Source organism: Pseudoxanthomonas indica (assembly GCF_900167565.1).
Taxonomy (GTDB): Bacteria; Pseudomonadota; Gammaproteobacteria; order Xanthomonadales; family Xanthomonadaceae; genus Pseudoxanthomonas_A; species Pseudoxanthomonas_A indica.
Genome location: NZ_FUZV01000002.1, coordinates 692086 through 709527, shown reverse-complemented (window position 1 = coordinate 709527; position 17442 = coordinate 692086). Strand labels below are relative to the sequence as shown.

Annotated in this window: 13 protein-coding genes; 2 read left to right on the top strand and 11 right to left on the bottom strand. The window is 66.4% G+C overall.

What is annotated here, in order from left to right:
• Positions 1-43 precede the first annotated feature (43 nt).
• From B5X78_RS13835 to B5X78_RS13815, 5 genes are all read right to left on the bottom strand, one after another.
• On the bottom strand, positions 44-2182 hold the full coding sequence (locus tag B5X78_RS13835; protein ID WP_079725096.1) for a prolyl oligopeptidase family serine peptidase: 2139 nt from the start codon (positions 2180-2182) through the stop codon (positions 44-46).
• A gap of 26 nt (positions 2183-2208) precedes the next feature.
• Positions 2209-4374, bottom strand: coding sequence for a TonB-dependent receptor (locus tag B5X78_RS13830; protein WP_079725095.1), 2166 nt, complete (start codon positions 4372-4374; stop codon positions 2209-2211).
• Positions 4375-4497: 123 nt separating this feature from the next.
• Complete coding sequence (locus B5X78_RS13825; protein ID WP_188444679.1) at positions 4498-6828, bottom strand: TonB-dependent receptor; 2331 nt, start codon at positions 6826-6828, stop codon at positions 4498-4500.
• A gap of 22 nt (positions 6829-6850) precedes the next feature.
• Positions 6851-7984, bottom strand: a complete 1134-nt coding sequence (locus B5X78_RS18635) for a FecR family protein (protein WP_176140871.1) — start codon at positions 7982-7984, stop codon at positions 6851-6853.
• Positions 7977-8474 (bottom strand): RNA polymerase sigma factor, encoded by a 498-nt coding sequence (locus B5X78_RS13815; protein ID WP_176140870.1) that lies wholly within the window; start codon positions 8472-8474, stop codon positions 7977-7979. Before B5X78_RS13815 ends, B5X78_RS18635 begins: the two co-directional genes overlap by 8 nt.
• Before the next feature lie 209 nt (positions 8475-8683).
• Between B5X78_RS13815 and B5X78_RS13810 the strand changes: the two genes are divergently transcribed.
• On the top strand, positions 8684-11308 hold the full coding sequence (locus B5X78_RS13810; RefSeq protein WP_079725092.1) for an excinuclease ABC subunit UvrA: 2625 nt from the start codon (positions 8684-8686) through the stop codon (positions 11306-11308).
• On the opposite strand, the gene B5X78_RS13805 is transcribed toward B5X78_RS13810, so the two are convergent.
• The 4 genes from B5X78_RS13805 to B5X78_RS13790 are packed head-to-tail and all read right to left on the bottom strand — an operon-like array spanning position 11295 to position 14868.
• Entirely contained in the window at positions 11295-12317 is a 1023-nt protein-coding gene (locus tag B5X78_RS13805; RefSeq protein WP_079725091.1) for an NADP-dependent oxidoreductase, read from the bottom strand. The two genes, B5X78_RS13810 and B5X78_RS13805, sit on opposite strands and share 14 nt — an antisense overlap.
• Positions 12318-12356: 39 nt before the next feature.
• Complete coding sequence (locus tag B5X78_RS13800) at positions 12357-13151, bottom strand: MetQ/NlpA family ABC transporter substrate-binding protein (protein ID WP_079725090.1); 795 nt, start codon at positions 13149-13151, stop codon at positions 12357-12359.
• A gap of 29 nt (positions 13152-13180) precedes the next feature.
• A complete protein-coding gene (locus tag B5X78_RS13795; protein ID WP_079725089.1) occupies positions 13181-13864 on the bottom strand; it encodes a methionine ABC transporter permease in 684 nt (227 codons plus the stop codon).
• Entirely contained in the window at positions 13861-14868 is a 1008-nt protein-coding gene (locus B5X78_RS13790) for a methionine ABC transporter ATP-binding protein (RefSeq protein WP_079725088.1), read from the bottom strand. Before B5X78_RS13790 ends, B5X78_RS13795 begins: the two co-directional genes overlap by 4 nt.
• 177 nt (positions 14869-15045) lie before the next feature.
• Here B5X78_RS13790 and B5X78_RS13785 point away from each other — a divergent pair, with 177 nt between their 5' ends.
• Positions 15046-15342 carry a hypothetical protein gene (locus B5X78_RS13785; protein WP_079725087.1) on the top strand — a complete coding sequence of 99 codons (297 nt, stop codon included), beginning with the start codon at positions 15046-15048 and terminating at the stop codon, positions 15340-15342.
• A gap of 86 nt (positions 15343-15428) precedes the next feature.
• Here the strand turns inward: B5X78_RS13785 and B5X78_RS13780 are convergent, their stop codons facing one another.
• Together B5X78_RS13780 and B5X78_RS13775 are read right to left on the bottom strand one after the other, a co-directional pair.
• Entirely contained in the window at positions 15429-16232 is an 804-nt protein-coding gene (locus B5X78_RS13780) for a TorF family putative porin (RefSeq protein WP_079725086.1), read from the bottom strand.
• Positions 16233-16375: 143 nt separating this feature from the next.
• Positions 16376-17419 carry a sulfate/molybdate ABC transporter ATP-binding protein gene (locus tag B5X78_RS13775; RefSeq protein ID WP_079725085.1) on the bottom strand — a complete coding sequence of 348 codons (1044 nt, stop codon included), beginning with the start codon at positions 17417-17419 and terminating at the stop codon, positions 16376-16378.
• Between the last annotated feature and the right edge of the window lie 23 nt (positions 17420-17442).

Below are 17442 nucleotides of genomic sequence, written 5' to 3'. Positions count from 1 at the left end.
GTTGCCGGCTGGAAGCGCAGTGGCTTCCAGCCGGCGTCGGGGCTCAGTGCTGGCCCATCAGGTTGTCGATCAGGAAGCTCATCCGCAGCGCCATCAGCTCCGGATTGCGGAAAGCGTCACTTACGCCATGGCCACCCTCTTCGTCTTCATAGAAGTAGGTGGTGGCGCCGGCCTGTTGCAGGCGCCAGGCGAGCTTGCGCGCATGGCCGGGGCCGACGCGGTTGTCTTCGGTCGAGATGGTTACCAGGAACGGCGGATACTTGGTTCCCTTGCGGACGTTCTGGTACGGCGAATACTTCAGCATCGCGGCGGTCTGCGCCGGATCATCGGGATTGCCGTACTCGTTCATCCACGCCGCGCCCATGCCCATGTGGCGCATGCGGATCAGGTCGGTGAGCGGCACATCGCTGACCACCGCGCCAAACAGATCCGGACGCTGGGTACCCAGGGTGGCGGTCAACAAGCCACCGTTGGACATGCCGAAAATGCCGACGTGATCAGCCGAGGTGAAGCCGGTCTTGATCAGGTGCTCGGTCACCGCGATGAAATCGTCGTAGGAGTTCTGTCGCTTCTCGCGGATGGCCGCCATATGCCAGGCCGCACCACGCTCGCCGCCGCCACGAATCGCCGGGATGGCGATCGCACCGCCGCGTTCCAGCCACAGCTTCAGCGCGGGACCACCGACGAACGCATCGAAATAGCCCGGGCGCATCGACAGGCCAAACGCGCCATACCCGGTCATCAGCAGCGGCTGCGGGCCGGCGGCCGGCTTGCGCGGCTTGAGCAGGAAGTAGTCGATCGACGTGCCATCCCGGGAGGTGGCCGAACCAATCTCGGTGGTGTAGCCGCTGCCGTCCATCAGCACCGGATCCTGCGCCAACAGCGTGCGCTGACCCTTCTCGTTGATCAGGTACTGGCTGCGCGGGGTCACGAAGCCGGCCACGGAGGCGATGAACTCGTTGCTGTCATGGCCATCGCTGCGCACGGTCACGGTCTCGCCGGGCTGCGCTTCGAACACCTGCCGCTGCTTCCACCGGCCTTGCTCGAAACGCGCGGCGACCACGCGCTGGCGCAGGTTGCGGTTGGAGAGCAGCAGGACATCGTCGCGGGTCACCGCCAGGCCGCCAAAGGCCGGGTCGACAAACTCGCCGGCGGCCGGCACATACACCGCCGAAACCCGCTGGCCTTCCTTCGCGCTGGCGCTGGTGTCGTAGGCGATCACGGTCTCGGCCTTGTACGGCCGGCCCTCGATGGTCTCGTCATGGGCCAGCTGCGCGATCACGTGGCGCGCGGAGGCGCCCAGCACGCCGAACGGCTTCAAGGCCTGCGGGAAAGGCAGCTTGGTCTGTTTGCCCTGCGCATCCACCACCACCACCTCGAAAGTGGAGTAATCGATCGCACGGCCAATCACGCCCAGCGTATCGGCGCCATTGCCCACCGTGGAAAACTGCACGATCGCATCGCTGGCCTGCGCCTGGTACACCGGCTTGGCGCTGGCCAGTGGCGTGCCGCGCGACCACAGGTTGACCACTGCCGGCCAGCCGGCCAGCGTCTTGGGTGCATCATTCAGTGCACTGGCCACCAGCAGGGTGTCCGGCCCCATCCATTCGGCGAAGGCGCGCGACTTGCCGACCTTGAAGCCATCGGCGACAAACGCGCCCTGGCCGATGTCAAACTCGCGGATCTCCACTTCGTCGCCGCCGCCGGGCGAGAGCCGCAGCAGGCAACGCGTGTAGGTCGGCGCCAGGCAGGCGCTGCCCAGGGTGAACACCTGCAGCTCGAACGGGATGCCTTCGCTCTGGCGCAACGCGGCCACGTCCAGCACCGTCTTCCAGTCGCGTTTTACGCCCGCGCCGCTGCGTGGCGCGGTCTGCAGCAGGCCATAGGGATGGGCGGCGTCGCGGAAGAAACGCACCACCCGCTCACCAAGCAGGTACTGATCCGGCTCGGCCGGCGGTTGCGCCAGGATCGCCTTGAGTTCACCGGCCACCGCCGCATGCGATGGCGAGGCGCCGAGTTGCTGGCGGGTCTGCGCGGTAGCCGCGCGCGCCCAATCCAGGGCCTTGGCATCGTGCGGCGATTCCAGCCACAGCAGATCATCATCGGCTGCCAGGGCCTGGCCACTGGCCGCGGTGATCGCCATGGCCAGCAGGCCACTGGAAAAACGGAAGCTTGTCTTCATCGTGAGTCCTCTGTGCGTGGGCGCAATCAGTAGTCGTAGCGGAACAGCACACCGTAGGTGCGCGGCTGGTAGCGATCGGCCGCACCCAGCCGCAGCAGATCGCCGTTGCCGTCGAACTGGCTGGCGCTGCGGGCGTTGATGGCGCCGTCTTCATTGGTCAGGTTTTCGCCGTACAGGTACACCGCCCAGCCGGCCGGTGATTCCAGGCCAACGCGCGCGCCAATGCGCGTGCGCGGATCACCGGGCGTGCCGGCGGTGAGTGCGGTTTCGCGCGCCGACTCGTACTGCAGCAGGCTCGATGCAATGCCGCGCAGGTTCTGGCCAATGTCCCAGCCGTAGGCGGCGGAGAGATTGAAGGTGGTCTTGGGCACGTTGTAGACCGGCGTGCCCTTGAACAGCGGCGTGCCCGGCACATCGGCCGAGTAGGTCGCGTCGATCCAGCTGCCGCCAGCCTGCACGGTCAGGTGGCTGTCGGGCGTATAAACCAGGTTGACCTCCACGCCGTAGTTGGTGGTGCCATCGGAATTGGCCAGGCCGTTGATCTGCGGGGTGATCGGCACGCGCACCGCCACGCCTTCCCAGTCGCTGTAGAACACCGCGCCTTCCAGCAGCACCGTGCCTTCGGCAAACAAGGACTTCACGCCCAGCTCGTAGGTCCAGATGGTGTCGGGATCGATGGTGGACGGCAGTTCAACGCCGAACGCCTCGGCCAGGATGATCGAACCAATCGGCTGCAACTGGCCGGAGCGGAAACCCTTCGCCGCGCTGGCGTAGAAGGTGGTGTCCTGGCTGGGTTTGTAGGACAGCGCCACGCGCGGGTTCCAGCTGTCGAAGCTGGCATCGAGCGTGGACACGCTGCCATCGGCCGCGGCATCGGCGCCGTCGACTTCGTCCTTGAAATAGCGCAGGCCCGCGGTCAACGCCCACTGCGCATTGAAGTTCAACGTGGCTTCGCCGAAGAACGCGTAGGCATCGTTGACCTGGGTGGAGGTGCTTTCCACGATGCCCGGAATATCCAGTACGTCCTCGCGCGTGGCCTTGCGCAGGTAATAGCCCGCCGTCCAGTCCAGCTTGCGCTCACCGGTCGAGGCCCAGCGCAGCTCGTGCGTGCGCACGCCGATGTCGATCACCGCGGTCAGCGGAATGCCCGGTGCCAGGTCGCCGAACTGGCCGTAGGTCAGGTCCGCGTCGGAGAACACATAGACCAGCTGCGAGTTCTCGAAGTCGTAGGTGCTGGTGAGGCTGCTGGAGTCCCACTCGTTCTGGTTGGCCAGGAACGAATCATTGGTCATGTCGTCGTAGGCGGCGTTGGAAGCGGCCGCGCTGTCGGACTTGTACTTCCAGTACGACAGATCGATGGTCCAGTTGTCGACCGGCGCAAAGCGCAGCTTGGCGCGCTGGGTGCGGATGTCGTTGTCGTTGACGTTCTTCTCGCCGGTGACGGCATTATCGATCCAGCCGGGCGTGGTCTCGTCGGTCACCGCCACGCGCAGCGCCAGCATGTCATCGACCAGCGGAATGTTGGCGTAGGCCTTGGCGCCCCAGCCATCGCTGCCGCCGCTCACTTGCGAGGCGTTGAGCTCCACGCCGGCGGCAAAGCGATCGAAGTCGGGCTTGCGGGTGATGATGCGCACGGTGCCGCCCATCGAGCCTTCGCCGAACAGCGTGCCCTGCGGACCCTTGAGGATTTCAACCCGATCGATGTCGAACGAGCGCGCGTCCGGATACCAGGGCACGGTGACGCCGGTGAACGGGGTTTCGTCGATGTAGTAGCCGTTGTCGTTGCCGCCCAGCGAACTGGAAACGCCGCGGATCTGCACCTGGGTGAAGCCGCCGCCGGTATCGATGGAGGAAGCGCCCGGGGTGATGTTGATGACATCGGTGACGTTGAGCAGGCCCATGGCGTCGATCTGTTCGCCCGTCACCGCGTTCATGGCAATCGGCACGTCGAGCTGGCGTTCGTCGCGCTTGCGTGCGGTCACGATGACGTTGCCCAGGGTCACCGCTTCCTGCGATTTCTCGCTGGCCGGCGTAGTGTCGGTGGCGGCGGCGCCATCAGTGGAGGAAGGGGCGGCATCCTGCGCAAAGGCGGCCGGCGCCAACAGCAGCGCGGCGACGATGCCGGCGGCCAATCGCGTACAGCGCGGGCCAGAGGCGTGGCGGAACAAAGGGACGTGATTGCGACGGGACATGCACGGGCTCCGATGGCTGAGGGTCGGGGCGCTGCGAAAAGCAGTCCCCACAGCCACAGACGAAGCTGTGCCACAAAAGTGAAATGCGCCCCTCACCTGCCCCGGCCATGCGCGGCCGCAGGGTCAGTAGGCGTAGCGCAGCTCCATTCCGTAGGTGCGTGGTCTGAGCCGGGTCGCCACGTCGAAGGCGGTGCGCCCGTCGACTGCGCCGTCTTCGTTGCCAAGGTTGTCGACGTACAGGTAACCGGCCCAGCCGCGCGGCGATTCAAGCCCCACGCGCGCGCCGATCGAGAGAATGGCATCGCCGCTGCGACCCACCACCAGCGAAGTGGTCCGCTCGGAGTTGTAGAACGCCGTCGCCGAGGCCACGGCCGTCAGATCGCCCGCCACCCACCAGGCATAGCTGGCCGCCGCCGACGCGGTGAGCTTGGGCACGTTGTAGACGGTGGAGCCCTTGCGCAGCGGCGTGCCCGGTACATCGGCCAGGTAGCGCGCATCCACCAGGCCTGCGTTGACCTCCAGGCTCAGGCTGGACGGCGCGTTGTAGCGGATGCCCGCTTCCGCGCCACGGATGCGCGCGCCACGCGAGTTGGCGATGCCGTTGAAGTCATCGTCCAGCGGCACCCGCACCGGCAAATCCCGCCAACGGCTCTGGAACAGCGCACCTTGCAGCAGCACGCGCTGGTCGGCCAGCTGCTGCTTGAAGCCCAGTTCGTAGGACGTGATGGAGTCGGGTTTGATCGACAGCGGCAACTCCGTGCCCAGCGCCTGCGCCGTCACCAGCGACGTGATCGGCTGCAGCTGGCCGGAGCGGAAACCGGTACTGGCGGTGGCGTACCACAGCATCTCAGGCGACAGCTGCCGCGCGATGATCACGCGCGGGTTCACGCTCTCGAAGCGGTCCTTGGCGGTGGACACGATGTCGTCGCCGGCCGATATGCCATCGACCCGATCCAGGAAGTAGCGCAGGCCCGCGGTGACGGACCACTGTCCATCGCGACTGCGCAGCGTGCCTTCGGCGTACAGCGTGTCGGCGCGATTGGACTGGCTGGCCATCGAAGTCGCCTCCGCCACCACCAGGTGATCCGTGCGCGCCGCCCGCCGATGGGCGTAGCCGGCGACCCAGTCCAGGCGATCATCGAGCGCGTAACTCCAGCGCAGTTCCTGTGTGCTCACGTCGATGGCGATCGAGCCGGTGGTGGGGCTGGCGGGGTTGAGGCTGCCATTGAGCTGGTAGCCCAGGCTGCTGTCTGAGTAGATGTAGCTGAAGCGCGAATGGCCGCTGAGATAGCTGGTCGTGAAACTGCTGCTTTGCCATTGCGAGTCGTTGCCCAGCGTCGCATCCACTTGCCCGTCATCCGCGGCCGAGTAGCCGCCGCCCATGGCGTCGGTGGTCGATCGCATATAACTGACATCCGTCAACCAGCGGTCATCGGGCGACCAGCGCAAGCGCGCACGCCGGGTGGCGATCGCCTGACGGTTGTCGTTGCGACGGCCGCTGGCGGCATCATCCAGCCAACCCGGCAGCGTTTCCTCGGTGGCGATCACGCGCAGCGCCAGGTGGTCGTCGATCAACGGCAGGTTGGCCATCAGCTTGGCGCTGTCACCGCTGCCACCGGATTCGGTACTTGCGACGCCCAGTTCGACGCGGGCGCGGAACTGATCCAGTTCCGGCGCGCGGGTGAGGATACGGATGGTGCCGCCCAGCGATCCTTCGCCAAACAGCGTGCCCTGCGGACCCTTGAGGATCTCGACGCGTTCCAGATCGAACGAGCGCGTGTCCGGATGCCAGGGCACGGTGACGCCGCTGAAGGCGACATCGTCCAGGTAGTAGCCGTTGTCGTTGCCGCCGATGGAACTGGAAACGCCGCGGATCTGCAGCTGGGTAAAGCCGCCGCCAATATCCACGCTGCTCACCGCCGGCGTCAGCTTGGCCACCTCGGCCGCGCTGTCCAGGCCCAGCAGTTCGATCCGCTCGCCACTGACGGCGGAGATCGCCATCGGCACGTCAATCAGGCGTTCGTCGCGCTTGCGAGCGGTCACCACGATGGTGGCCACGTTGCGGGTGACGATTGGCGTGGTGGTGGCGGCGCGTTCCAGGCGCATGGTCGCCGCTGGCGCCGGCGAGGTGTGCGCGCGCAGCGCCGAGACGGTGACCATGCCATTGGGCTGGATGGCGTACTCGAAAGCGCTGCCACCCAACAGCCGTTCCAACGCCGCCTGCGGGGTCATGATGCCGTCCACCGCCGCGCTGCGTCCGGCCTGGCTGAAATCGCCCACCGCCGCCAGCTCCACTCCGGCCTGCTGCGAGAAAGCGAGCAGGGCCTCATCCAGCGGCTGCGGCGGAATATGGAAGTCCTTGCGCGCGGCAGCGCGTTCGGCAGCCAGCGTCGGCGCCGACACCGCAAGCGAGAGGAACGTGACCAGCGCCGCGCGCCGCATGCGTGGTATCACCCGCCGGCTCTCCTGGTTCCCGCTAAGGCGTCGACAGCGGCGGAGTGTCGCGTTGCACGGGCTTGCGCGCCGCCAACAGGATCACATCCGGCTTGCGCACCACCTCCAGATGCAAGGCCTTGGCCAGGCCTTCCACCCAGGTGTCGACGCTGGCGCTTTCCCAGCGGCCGGTCACCAGCAGGCTGCCCATCGAGCTGTCTTCCAGCCGCAACGGAATGCGCGAATAGCGATTGAGATCTTCCACCACGCTGGCCAACGGTTCGCGTTGATAGATCACGCTGCCCTCCTTCCATGCGCCGGCCAGATCGGCATTGATCGGCTGCGGACCCTGCAGTCCGCCCAGCGCGCCGTAGCGCGCGCGCTGGTTCCTGACCAGGTCGAGCGTGCGTGCGGCGACAGGGCCAGCCGCGTCGCGTTTGCCTGCTGCGCGTTCGCTCACCCGCACCCGCCCTTCGTCCACCACCACCGCGACCTGATCGGCCGACGCATGCGCCACGCTGAAACGCGTGCCGATGGCCTGACTGACGATGCCGCCGGCCTGCACGCGGAAAGGCCGCGCCGGATCATGCGCCACCGCGAAGTGGGCGCGGCCGCGTGGCAGCTGCAGATCACGATGACCGTCGGCAAACACCACGCGCAACTGGCTGTCGGCATCCAGCACCACGCGGGATCCATCGGCCAGCTGCAGCTCGCGGCGTTCGCCCTTGCCGGTGACCCATTGCTGATCGGCGGGTGGCGGCGTGCCTGGCAACAGCTTGAACACGCCCACCGCCACCAGCGCGCAGCTGGCGGCAATGGCGGCGGCGGCCAGCCAGGGCTTGCGGCGGCGACGGTGCAACAGGGTTCGTGTCGCACCCGCGGAGGTGGATGCGGATGCCGGTGTTGCCGCAGTCGTCGATGTGGACGCGGATATTGGCGCCGGTGCGCCTTCTGCGCGTGCGGCCGCGGCCTGCTCCAGCGACTCGGAAGACAACGCCGCCGTGGCTTCCCACAGCGCGCTGATGTCGTCGAAGGCGCGCGCGTTTTCCGGCTGCGTCATCCAGTCGCCCCAGGCTTCGAGATCCGCATCGGACACGGCGTCATCCTGCAGGCGGACCAGCCATTGGCTGGCCTGCTCCACCGCCAGCGTGCGCGCGTTCTGGTCGGTCTTATTCATGTCCTTCTCCTGCGTACTCGTCCGTGATGCCGTCCAGATGTTGTTGGCAATGCGCCAGCGCCCGGGCCACATGGATGCGCACCATGCGTTCGGTCAGGCCCATGCACGCCGCGGCTTCGGCAAAGCTAAGTTGCTTGATGCGCACCAGGCGGAAGGCCTCGGTGCAGTTGTCGGGGAGCTCGGCCAGGATGGCCGGCAGTTTATGCAGCACCTGTGACAGCCGCGCGGCGCGTTCCGGATTGGCCACCGGGTCGCGCCACAGGCCCAGGTCGATGGGTTCGGGCAGCTCGGTGTAGGCGCGCTTGCGTAACAGATCGGTGGCCAAGTTCTGCGCAATCCGGAACAGGTAGGCGCGGTGGTAGCTGACCACCTTGCTGTCGCCCGCCACCAGCAGCTTGGCGTAGGCCTCCTGCGCCACTTCGCGGGCATCCTCATACGAGCCCAGGCGCAACTGCAGCATCCGCACCAGCGCCTGGTTGAAGTCGCGCATCAGGGATTCGGCCGAGGCCGGGGCTTCGCCCGTTCCCGCTTCGGGGCCCTCGTCCGGCGGGGGGTGCTGGTCGCTGGGTGCTCTCATGTAGCCAAAGACGAACGGGAAGGCCAAAGCGGAAATGAGGGTCAGGGTACCCCAGCCTGCACATGCCATTCACCCCATGCTCCTATGTTGACTACGATGCATTCCCCGTCAGCAGGCCCCCCATGAAACCCTTCCACCCCAAGACTGGCGAGTTCGTCCGCGTCCGCGGCGCCCGCGAGCACAACCTCAAGGACGTGGACGTGGACATCCCGCGTGATGCGCTGGTGGTGTTCTCCGGCATTTCCGGTTCCGGCAAGTCGTCGCTGGCCTTCGGCACCCTGTACGCCGAGGCGCAACGCCGCTACCTGGAGTCGCTGTCGCCGTATGCGCGGCGCTTGATCGATCAAGTCGGCGTGCCGGCCGTCGACGCCATCGAAGGCCTGCCACCGGCGGTGGCGCTGCAGCAACAACGTGGCACGCCCAACGTGCGCTCCACCGTGGGCAGCGTGACCACGCTGTCCAGCCTGCTGCGCATGCTCTACTCGCGCGCCGGCACGTACCCGGCGCGCCAGCCGATGTTGTACGCCGAAGACTTTTCACCCAACACCCCGCAAGGCGCCTGCCCGAATTGCCACGGCCTGGGCTACATCTACGACGTCACCGAAAAATCGATGGTGCCGGACCCGTCGTTGAGTATCCGCGAGCGCGCCATCGCCTCCTGGCCACCGGCCTGGCACGGCCAGAACCTGCGCGACATCCTGGTCACCCTGGGCCATGACGTCGACACGCCCTGGCGGGATCTGCCGAAGAAGGATCGGCAGTGGATCCTGTTCACCGAGGAGCAGCCGACCGCGCCGGTATACGCCGGTTTCACTCCCGCCGAAACGCGTGCGGCGCTGCGCCGCAAGACCGAGCCCAGCTACATGGGCACCTTCACCGGCGCGCGTCGCTACATCCTGCATACCTTCGCCACCACCCAGAGCGCGCTGATGAAGAAGCGCGTGGCCCGTTTCATGACCGGCGCATCGTGCCCGGTCTGCAAGGGACGCCGGCTGAAGCGCGAGGCGCTGTCGGTGACCTTCGCGGGCCTGGACATCGGCAGCCTGTCGCAACTGTCTCTGGATCGGATCAGCGAGGTGCTGGCGCCCGCGGCCGACGGTCACTTCAACGCGCCTTCGCGCGCCGCCACGCGCAGCAAGTCGGCAACGCGGCAGGACACCGCCCGACGGGTGGCCAAGGGCGGGCCGGCGCATGAAGGCAGCTCGGACGTGCGGCGCACGCCGGATCTGTCGGAAGAAAAGCGCATTGCCGCGCAACGCATCACCCAGGATCTGCGCGATCGCATCGGCGCGCTGCAGGCGCTGGGCCTGGGTTATCTGTCGCTGGATCGCGCCACGCCCACGCTGTCATCGGGTGAACTGCAACGGCTGCGGCTGGCCACCCAGATCCGATCCCAGCTGTTCGGCGTGGTCTATGTGCTGGATGAACCCACGGCCGGCCTGCATCCGGCCGATGCCGAGGCGCTGCACGATGCCCTGGGCCAGCTCAAGGCCACGGGCAATACGCTGTTCGTGGTCGAGCATGATCTGGATACGCTGCGCCGTGCCGACTGGCTGGTGGACGTCGGCCCGGGGGCGGGACAACACGGGGGCCGGGTGATGTACAGCGGTCCGCCCGAGGGTCTGCGCGATGTGGCCCAGTCGAAGACGGGACGCTATCTGTTCGCGAGCGAGCGTGCGCCCCGGCGCGACAAGCGTACGCCTGCCGGCTGGCTGCAACTCACTGGCATCCATCGCAACAACCTGCACGGGCTGGACGTGCGCTTTCCGCTCGGCGCGTTCACTGCCGTCACCGGCGTCTCCGGTTCCGGCAAATCGAGCCTGGTGAGCCAGGCGCTGGTGGAACTGGTCGGCGATCACCTGGGCCATGAACCTGTGGTGGAAGAGAACGAAGGCGAGCTGCCGCAACCGACCGCCATCGCGCGCACGACCGGTCGCCTGCGCGTCGACGCCAACGCCCTGCGGCGGATGATCAATGTCGATCAAAAACCGATTGGCCGCACGCCGCGATCCAACCTGGCCACCTACACCGGTCTGTTCGATCACGTGCGCAAACTGTTCGCCGCCACCCCGGCCGCCAGGAAGCGACGCTACGGCGTGGGCCGCTTCTCCTTCAACGTGGCGCAGGGCCGCTGCGAGACCTGCGAAGGCGAGGGCTTCGTGCAGGTGGAACTGTTGTTCATGCCCAGCGTGTATGCGCCCTGCCCCACCTGTCACGGCAGCCGCTACAACGACAAGACCCTGGAAGTGGACTGGAACGGCAAAAACATCGCGCAGGTGCTGGCGATGACCGTCGACGAGGCCATGCAGTTCTTCGCCGGCGAAGCCGCGATCCACAAGCCGCTGTCACTGCTGCAGGCGATGGGCCTGGACTATCTGCGCCTGGGCCAACCCGCCACCGAACTGTCGGGCGGCGAGGCGCAACGGATCAAGCTGGCCAGCGAACTGCAGCGCAGCCAACGCGGTGATTCGCTGTACGTGCTGGATGAACCCACCACCGGCCTGCATCCGGCCGACGTCGACAAGCTGATGGTGCAGTTGCATGCGCTGGTGGACGCCGGCAATACGGTGGTGGTGGTGGAACACGACATGCGGGTGGTGGCCGATGCCGACTGGGTCATCGACATCGGTCCGGGCGCCGGTGAGCAGGGCGGCATGGTGGTGGCGGAAGGACCGCCGGCCATGGTGGCGAAGGCGCGTGGCAGTGCCACCGCAGCCTATCTGCAGCAGGCCCTCAATCCAGCTTGACCACCAACTTGCCGAAGTTGCGTCCCTTCAACAGGCCGAAGAACGCTTCCGGCGCCTGCTCCAGCCCTTCGACGATGTCCTCGCGGTACTGGATGCGGCCGTCCTTGAGCCAGGCGCCCATGTCGGTGAGGAACTGCGGGAACAGGTGGATGAAGTCGCGCTGGATGAATCCGCGCAGGGTCAGCCGCTGGCGCAGGATCTGGCTGACGAAGCCGGGCAGGCGATCCGGGCCCGGCAGAATCTCGCCGCGCGAATTGTAGTTGGCGATCGTGCCGCACACCGGGATGCGGGCAAAGTCATTGAGCAACGGCACCACCGCGTCGAACACCTTGCCGCCGACGTTCTCGAAATACACATCGATGCCCTGCGGCACCGCCGCGCGTAACTGCGCGGCGAAATCCTCGGCGCGATGATCCAGCGCCACGTCGAAGCCGATGGATTCCAGGTACTGGCGCTTGGCTTCACCACCGGCGATGCCCACCGTGCGCGCGCCCTGCATCCTGGCGATCTGGCCCACCGTGGCGCCGACCGGACCGCTGGCGGCCGCGACCACCAGCGTTTCACCCGCCTGCGGCTTGCCGATCTCGTGCAGGCCCGCATACGCGGTGAAGCCCGGCATGCCATACACGCCCAGGGAGGTGCTGAGCGGCAGGCCATCGTCGTGCAGCTTGCGGATCACCGCCCTGGCATCGATGACCGCATGGGTCTGCCAGCCACCACTCGCCAGCACGAGTTCGCCCGCCGCATAGTCGGGATGCTGCGACTCCAGCACCTCGGCCACGGTGCGGCCCTCCATCACGTCATCGATCGCCACCGGCGCTGCATAAGAACGACCGGCATCCATGCGACCGCGCATGTACGGATCCAGCGACAGATAGCGATTGCGGATCAGCAATTGTCCCGGACCGGGCGTCGCCAGCGGCGCCTGCTCCAGACGGAAGTTGTCCGCCCGGGGTTCACCGCTGGGGCGCGAGGCCAGCACGATGCGCGTAGTGATGATGTCGCCCATGTGCCCTCTCCTGTCGTGCAACCGCAGACGCGGTGATGATCAGAACGCGGGCAATACCGCGCCCTGGTATTTCTTCTGGATGAACGCCTTGACCTCCGGACTGGTCAGGGCCGCTTCCAGTTTCTTGACCCGCGGATCCTCGCGCAGCTTCGGCAGGCCGACCAGGAAATTGACGTAAGGCGAATGGGCGTCTTCGATTGCCAGCGCATCACGGGTTGGCTGCAGGCCGGCGTCGAGCGCGTAGTTGGTGTTGATCAATGCCAGATCCACTTGATTCAGCACGCGTGGCAGCATCGCCGAATCCAGCTCGCGGAACTTGAGCTGCTTGGGATTGGCGACGATGTCGCGAAGGGTGGACAGTTCGTTGCCGGGATCCTTCAGCTGGATCACGCCGGCCTTGTGCAGCAGGATCAGCGCACGGCTGTTGTTGCTGGGATCGTTGGGGATGACCACGTCCGCACCGTTCGGCAGCGCTTCCAGCGAGGGGTAGCGACGCGAGTACGCACCGAACGGCTCGATATGCACGCCGATGAAGGTCTCCAGCTTCGTCCCGCGATCGCGGTTGTAGGCATCCAGATAAGGCTCGGTCTGGAAATAGTTGACGTCGATCAGGCCCTGCGCCACTTGATCATTGGGCTGCACGTAGTCGTTGAACACCTTGACCTGCAGGGTCACGCCCTGCCTGGCCAGGATCGGCTTGACCACGTCCAGGATCTCGGCGTGCGGCACGGCGGTGGCCGCGATGGTCAGGGTGTTCTGGTCGGTTTCGCCAGCGCCCTTGCAGCCGGCCAGCGTCAGCACGAGCAGGAAAACCGGGAGTAGCCACTTCTTCATGGGGAATCCTTGGGGGAAAACAGAATGACTCATCGATGATTGACGCGGCGGACCAGGCTGTCGCCGACAAACTGCAGCACCTGCACGATCACCAGCAGCAGCGCCACGGTGACGATGGCCACCGAGGTCTGCGAGCGCAGGTAACCGTCGCGATAGGCCAGATCGCCCAGGCCACCGGAACCAATCGCGCCCCCCATGGCGGTGAAGCCAACCAGCGCCACGGCAGTGACCGTCGCGCCGGCCAGCAGGCCCGGCAAGGCTTCCGGCAACAGCACGCGCCAGACCAGTTGTCGCGTGGTCGCACCCATCGCCTCGCTGGCTTCGATCACGCCCGCCGGCACTTCACGCAATGCCGTTTCCACCAGCCGCGCGTAGAACGGCACCGCGCCAATCACCAGCGGCAGGATCGCACCGCGCACACCCAGAGAAGTGCCCATCAGCCGCAAGGTCACCGGTATCAGCACGATCATCAGGATGATGAAAGGCGCCGAACGCACCAGGTTCACCAGCAATGCCAGCACATTGTGCAGCCAGGTGTTGTCCAGGCGCTGGTGCTTGTCACTGAGGAACAGCAACACGCCCAGCGGCAGGCCCAAGGCCAGGGTCAGCGGCAACGAACCCGCCAGCATCAGCAAGGTGTCGAAGGTGGCGATCAGGACCTCGTTCCACTTGCCCGGATCCAGTCCCAGCACGGTCGCGGTGGCGAAGATCATCGGCGCAGCTCCTGCACGTGTACGTCGGCTTGCACCAGCGCCGCCTGCGCGCCTTCGATGTCGCCGCCGGTGAGCGCAATGGTCAGCTGGCCATACGGCGTGTCGCGGATGCGACCGATGTGTCCGCCCAGGATCGTGTAGTCCGCGCCGGTCTGCCGCGCCACCTGCCCGAGCAGCGGCTTGAAGGTATCGGCGCCCAGGAAGGTCAGTCGCAGGATGCGGCCACTGACGGCCTCCAGCGCGGTGATCTGCTCCTCGTCGTCGAGGTGCTCGGCATCGGCGACGAATTGCTGGGTGGTGGGATGCGCCGGATGCAGGAAGACCTGTTCGACCGGACCGCTTTCGACCAGTTCGCCGGCGTCCAGCACCGCCACGCGATGGCAGATGCGACGCACCACTTCCATCTCGTGGGTGATCAGCACGATGGTCAGGCCCAGCTCGCGATTGAGTTCGGCCAGCAGGCGCAGGATCGACTGGGTGGTATGCGGGTCCAGCGCGCTGGTGGCTTCATCGCACAACAACAGGGTGGGCTGGGTGGCGAGGGCGCGGGCGATGCCGACGCGCTGCTTCTGCCCGCCCGAGAGCTGGGCCGGATAGCGATCGGCGAACTCGCGCAGACCGACACGCTCCAGCAGCTCGGCCACGCGCGCCACAATCGCCTTGCGATCCATGCCGGCCAGGCGCAGCGGAAACGCCACGTTTTCCGCCACCGTCTGCGACGACAACAGGTTGAAGTGCTGGAAGATCATGCCGATGCGCCGACGCAGTGCGCGCAGTTGCGGCTCCGGCAGTGAGGCCACCTGCTGGCCGTCGACCTGCACCTGGCCCTGGCTGGGTTTTTCCAGGCCGTTGATCATCCGCAGCAAGGTCGACTTGCCTGCGCCGGACTGGCCGATGATGCCGAAGATTTCACCCGCCCGGATGTCCAGGCTGACAGGCTTGAGCGCCTGCAGCTGGCCCGACGGCGTGGCGTAGGTTTTGCTGACGTGGGTGAACTGGATCATTGACCGTGAATGATAGCCCCTGCCGACCTGCTTTCGATGCGGATGCGGCGGCGGGCGAATGATTCCCGACCGGCATATGGTCATGACGATTCGCCCTTGCTCGAGGTCGCTGTTTTAACCGGGCGGTAACCGCTGCGGGCGCAGATTCCTGCGACGCCGAACGCACCGGAGCACCGCATGAACCAGGCAGCGCGCGCCTTCATCCAACCCGCCTTCAAGACCCGGCAGGAGCTGGAAGCCATGATCACCGAGATGGATCGCAAGCTCGACGTGCTCTACCAGAATGCCAACGCGCTCTCGCGTCCGATCATCTGGGCCAACCTCACCAACGCGGTGTTGAAGCTGCTGGCGCCGGAGGATCAGGAGTACGCCTACGAGCGCCTGTACTCGCTCTTCAAGTCACACCAGCAACGCTCGGGTAATGCGACGCCCACCGTTTCTGCCGACAGGTCCGCAGAGCGCTCACCGCAGTGACCGTCGATGGACGGTCCGTGGCGTTGCAGGCAAAAAAAGAAGGGCGCCTTGCGGCGCCCTTCTCCTTGCCTGACGAGGGCGGTGAATCAGTTGCCGATGCTGATGGTCAAGGCGATGCGGTCATCGTAGATACCGCTTTCGTCCTTCAGCAGGTCAGCGTCGGAAGCGAACGTGGTGTAGTAACCGAGGGTGGCCGTGGCCGGACCGAACGCCTTGCTCACGGTCAGCGCGCCGTCGAAGTAATCGGTGACGCCGTAGTCGAAGCGTTCGCCATCGATGGTCTCGGCGCCGTAATCGACCGAGGTGTAACCCACGCCGGCGCCCAGCGAGATGCCGCTGTCGCCGAACTCGTACGAGGCCGACAGGTTGGCGTAGCTTTCCTTGGCCTTGGGCGTCAGGTCGCCGTAGTCCGGTGCATACGCCACCAGGCCGGATACTTCGACCGGGCCTGCCCAGGTGACCTTGGCGATGTATTCCATGTAGTCGCCGCTGTCCACGCCATCGGAGGCGCCGTGGTAGGTGTAGCGCAGCGCGCTGACGTCGAGGTTCCAGCTGTCGTTGAAGTCGTGGCTGTAGCCGACGAACAGATCCAGTTCGGTATCGACACCGCGGACACCGGCTTCCGGATCCGGATCACCGAAGTCGACGTTGGAGCCCCAGGCGCCCACATACAAGCCAAACGGCGCGGTGTAGGTCAGGCCAGCCTGCAGGGCCGGGCCCTCGTCGGTCTGGGAAACGCCACGGAACACGTAATCGGTGGTGGCGGCAATGGACCAGGTGACCGGCGAGGATGCTTCCTCCGGCTCCGCGGCTTCCTGGGCGTAGGACACAAACGGTACCGCCAACAACAACGCGGCGGTGAGCGCACGGCTCAGCTTGACTGGCTTCATCCAAACTCTCCTGATGGCTTTGATGAGGTGTGCGTACCGGCCGGTCCCACTCCGACCTGTCACATTTACGGTTTTTTAACCGTAGCCCGATGATGCGACGCACAAATCACACTCGTCAAGCCCCCAGGGTCCAACTTTCCGCCTCAGCCGGCCGGGAACCATCCGGCACGGGCGGGCGCCACATGCAGCCGGGCGCCGACCGGGAAAGCCCCGTCATTGCTGGCGGGAAGCTCCACTTCCACCGGTGATTGCGACTGCTCCAGCACTGCCCGCACCCGCAGGCGCGGGCCGCTGCGCTGCTCGGCCACGACCCGGGCCGGCCAGCCGGTGGCTTCATCGCTGACCCGCAGGTCCTCGGGCCGGACATACAGATGCGCCGCGCCCTGCCCTACGCCTGCCAGTTCGGTCGGCACCGGTTTGCCTTCGGCATGCAGGCGCCCGGCCTGCCACTGCGCCGGCAGCCGGTTCACTTCGCCGACAAAGCCGTAGATGAAGGGTGAGGCGGGCTGGTCATAGACCGCCGCGGGTGTTCCCAACTGCTCCAGCTTGCCGCCATTGAGAATGGCCACGCGATCGGCCAGTTCCAGCGCTTCTTCCTGATCATGGGTGACGAACAGCGTGGTCAGTCCGGTGCGGTCATGCAACTCGCGCAACCAACGGCGCAGGTCCCGACGCACCTGCGCATCGAGCGCGCCGAAGGGTTCGTCCAGCAGCAACACGCGCGGCTCGATCGCCAGCGCACGCGCCAGCGCCACGCGTTGGCGCTGGCCACCGGACAGTTGCGCCGGGTAGCGGCCGCCCAGGCCTTCCAGTTGCACCAGCGACAGCAGCTCTTCCACCCGCGCGCGGATGCGTGCTTCCGGCCAGCGCTCGGCGCCACGACGCACGCGCAGGCCGAAGGCGATGTTGTCGGCCACGTTCAGATGCCGGAACAAGGCGTAGTGCTGGAACACGAAGCCCGCGCGGCGCGCCTGCACGCTCAAGCCTGCGGCGTCTTCGCCGTCAAACAGCACGCGGCCGGCATCGGCATGCTCCAGGCCCGCGATGATCCGCAGCAGCGTGGTCTTGCCTGAGCCGGACGGCCCCAGCAGGGCGAGCAGTTCGCCTTGTTTCACTTCCAGCTGGATGTCATCCAGCGCGGCGAAGGCGCCGAAGCGCTTGGACAGATGTTCGATGACGATGCTCATCGTGGTTCCTCGATACGCGCCAG

Bases quoted from the DNA above. Each gene is read 5' to 3' on its own strand.
- B5X78_RS13835 (WP_079725096.1), bottom strand. From the start codon at position 2,182: ATGAAGACAAGCTTCCGTTTTTCCAGTGGCCTGCTGGCCATGGCGATC.
- B5X78_RS13830 (WP_079725095.1), bottom strand. From the start codon at position 4,374: ATGTCCCGTCGCAATCACGTCCCTTTGTTCCGCCACGCCTCTGGCCCG.
- B5X78_RS18635 (WP_176140871.1), bottom strand. From the start codon at position 7,984: ATGAATAAGACCGACCAGAACGCGCGCACGCTGGCGGTGGAGCAGGCC.
- B5X78_RS13815 (WP_176140870.1), bottom strand. From the start codon at position 8,474: ATGCGCGACTTCAACCAGGCGCTGGTGCGGATGCTGCAGTTGCGCCTG.
- B5X78_RS13810 (WP_079725092.1), top strand. From the start codon at position 8,684: ATGAAACCCTTCCACCCCAAGACTGGCGAGTTCGTCCGCGTCCGCGGC.
- B5X78_RS13805 (WP_079725091.1), bottom strand. From the start codon at position 12,317: ATGGGCGACATCATCACTACGCGCATCGTGCTGGCCTCGCGCCCCAGC.
- B5X78_RS13800 (WP_079725090.1), bottom strand. From the start codon at position 13,151: ATGAAGAAGTGGCTACTCCCGGTTTTCCTGCTCGTGCTGACGCTGGCC.
- B5X78_RS13795 (WP_079725089.1), bottom strand. From the start codon at position 13,864: ATGATCTTCGCCACCGCGACCGTGCTGGGACTGGATCCGGGCAAGTGG.
- B5X78_RS13790 (WP_079725088.1), bottom strand. From the start codon at position 14,868: ATGATCCAGTTCACCCACGTCAGCAAAACCTACGCCACGCCGTCGGGC.
- B5X78_RS13785 (WP_079725087.1), top strand. From the start codon at position 15,046: ATGAACCAGGCAGCGCGCGCCTTCATCCAACCCGCCTTCAAGACCCGG.
- B5X78_RS13780 (WP_079725086.1), bottom strand. From the start codon at position 16,232: ATGAAGCCAGTCAAGCTGAGCCGTGCGCTCACCGCCGCGTTGTTGTTG.
- B5X78_RS13775 (WP_079725085.1), bottom strand. From the start codon at position 17,419: ATGAGCATCGTCATCGAACATCTGTCCAAGCGCTTCGGCGCCTTCGCC.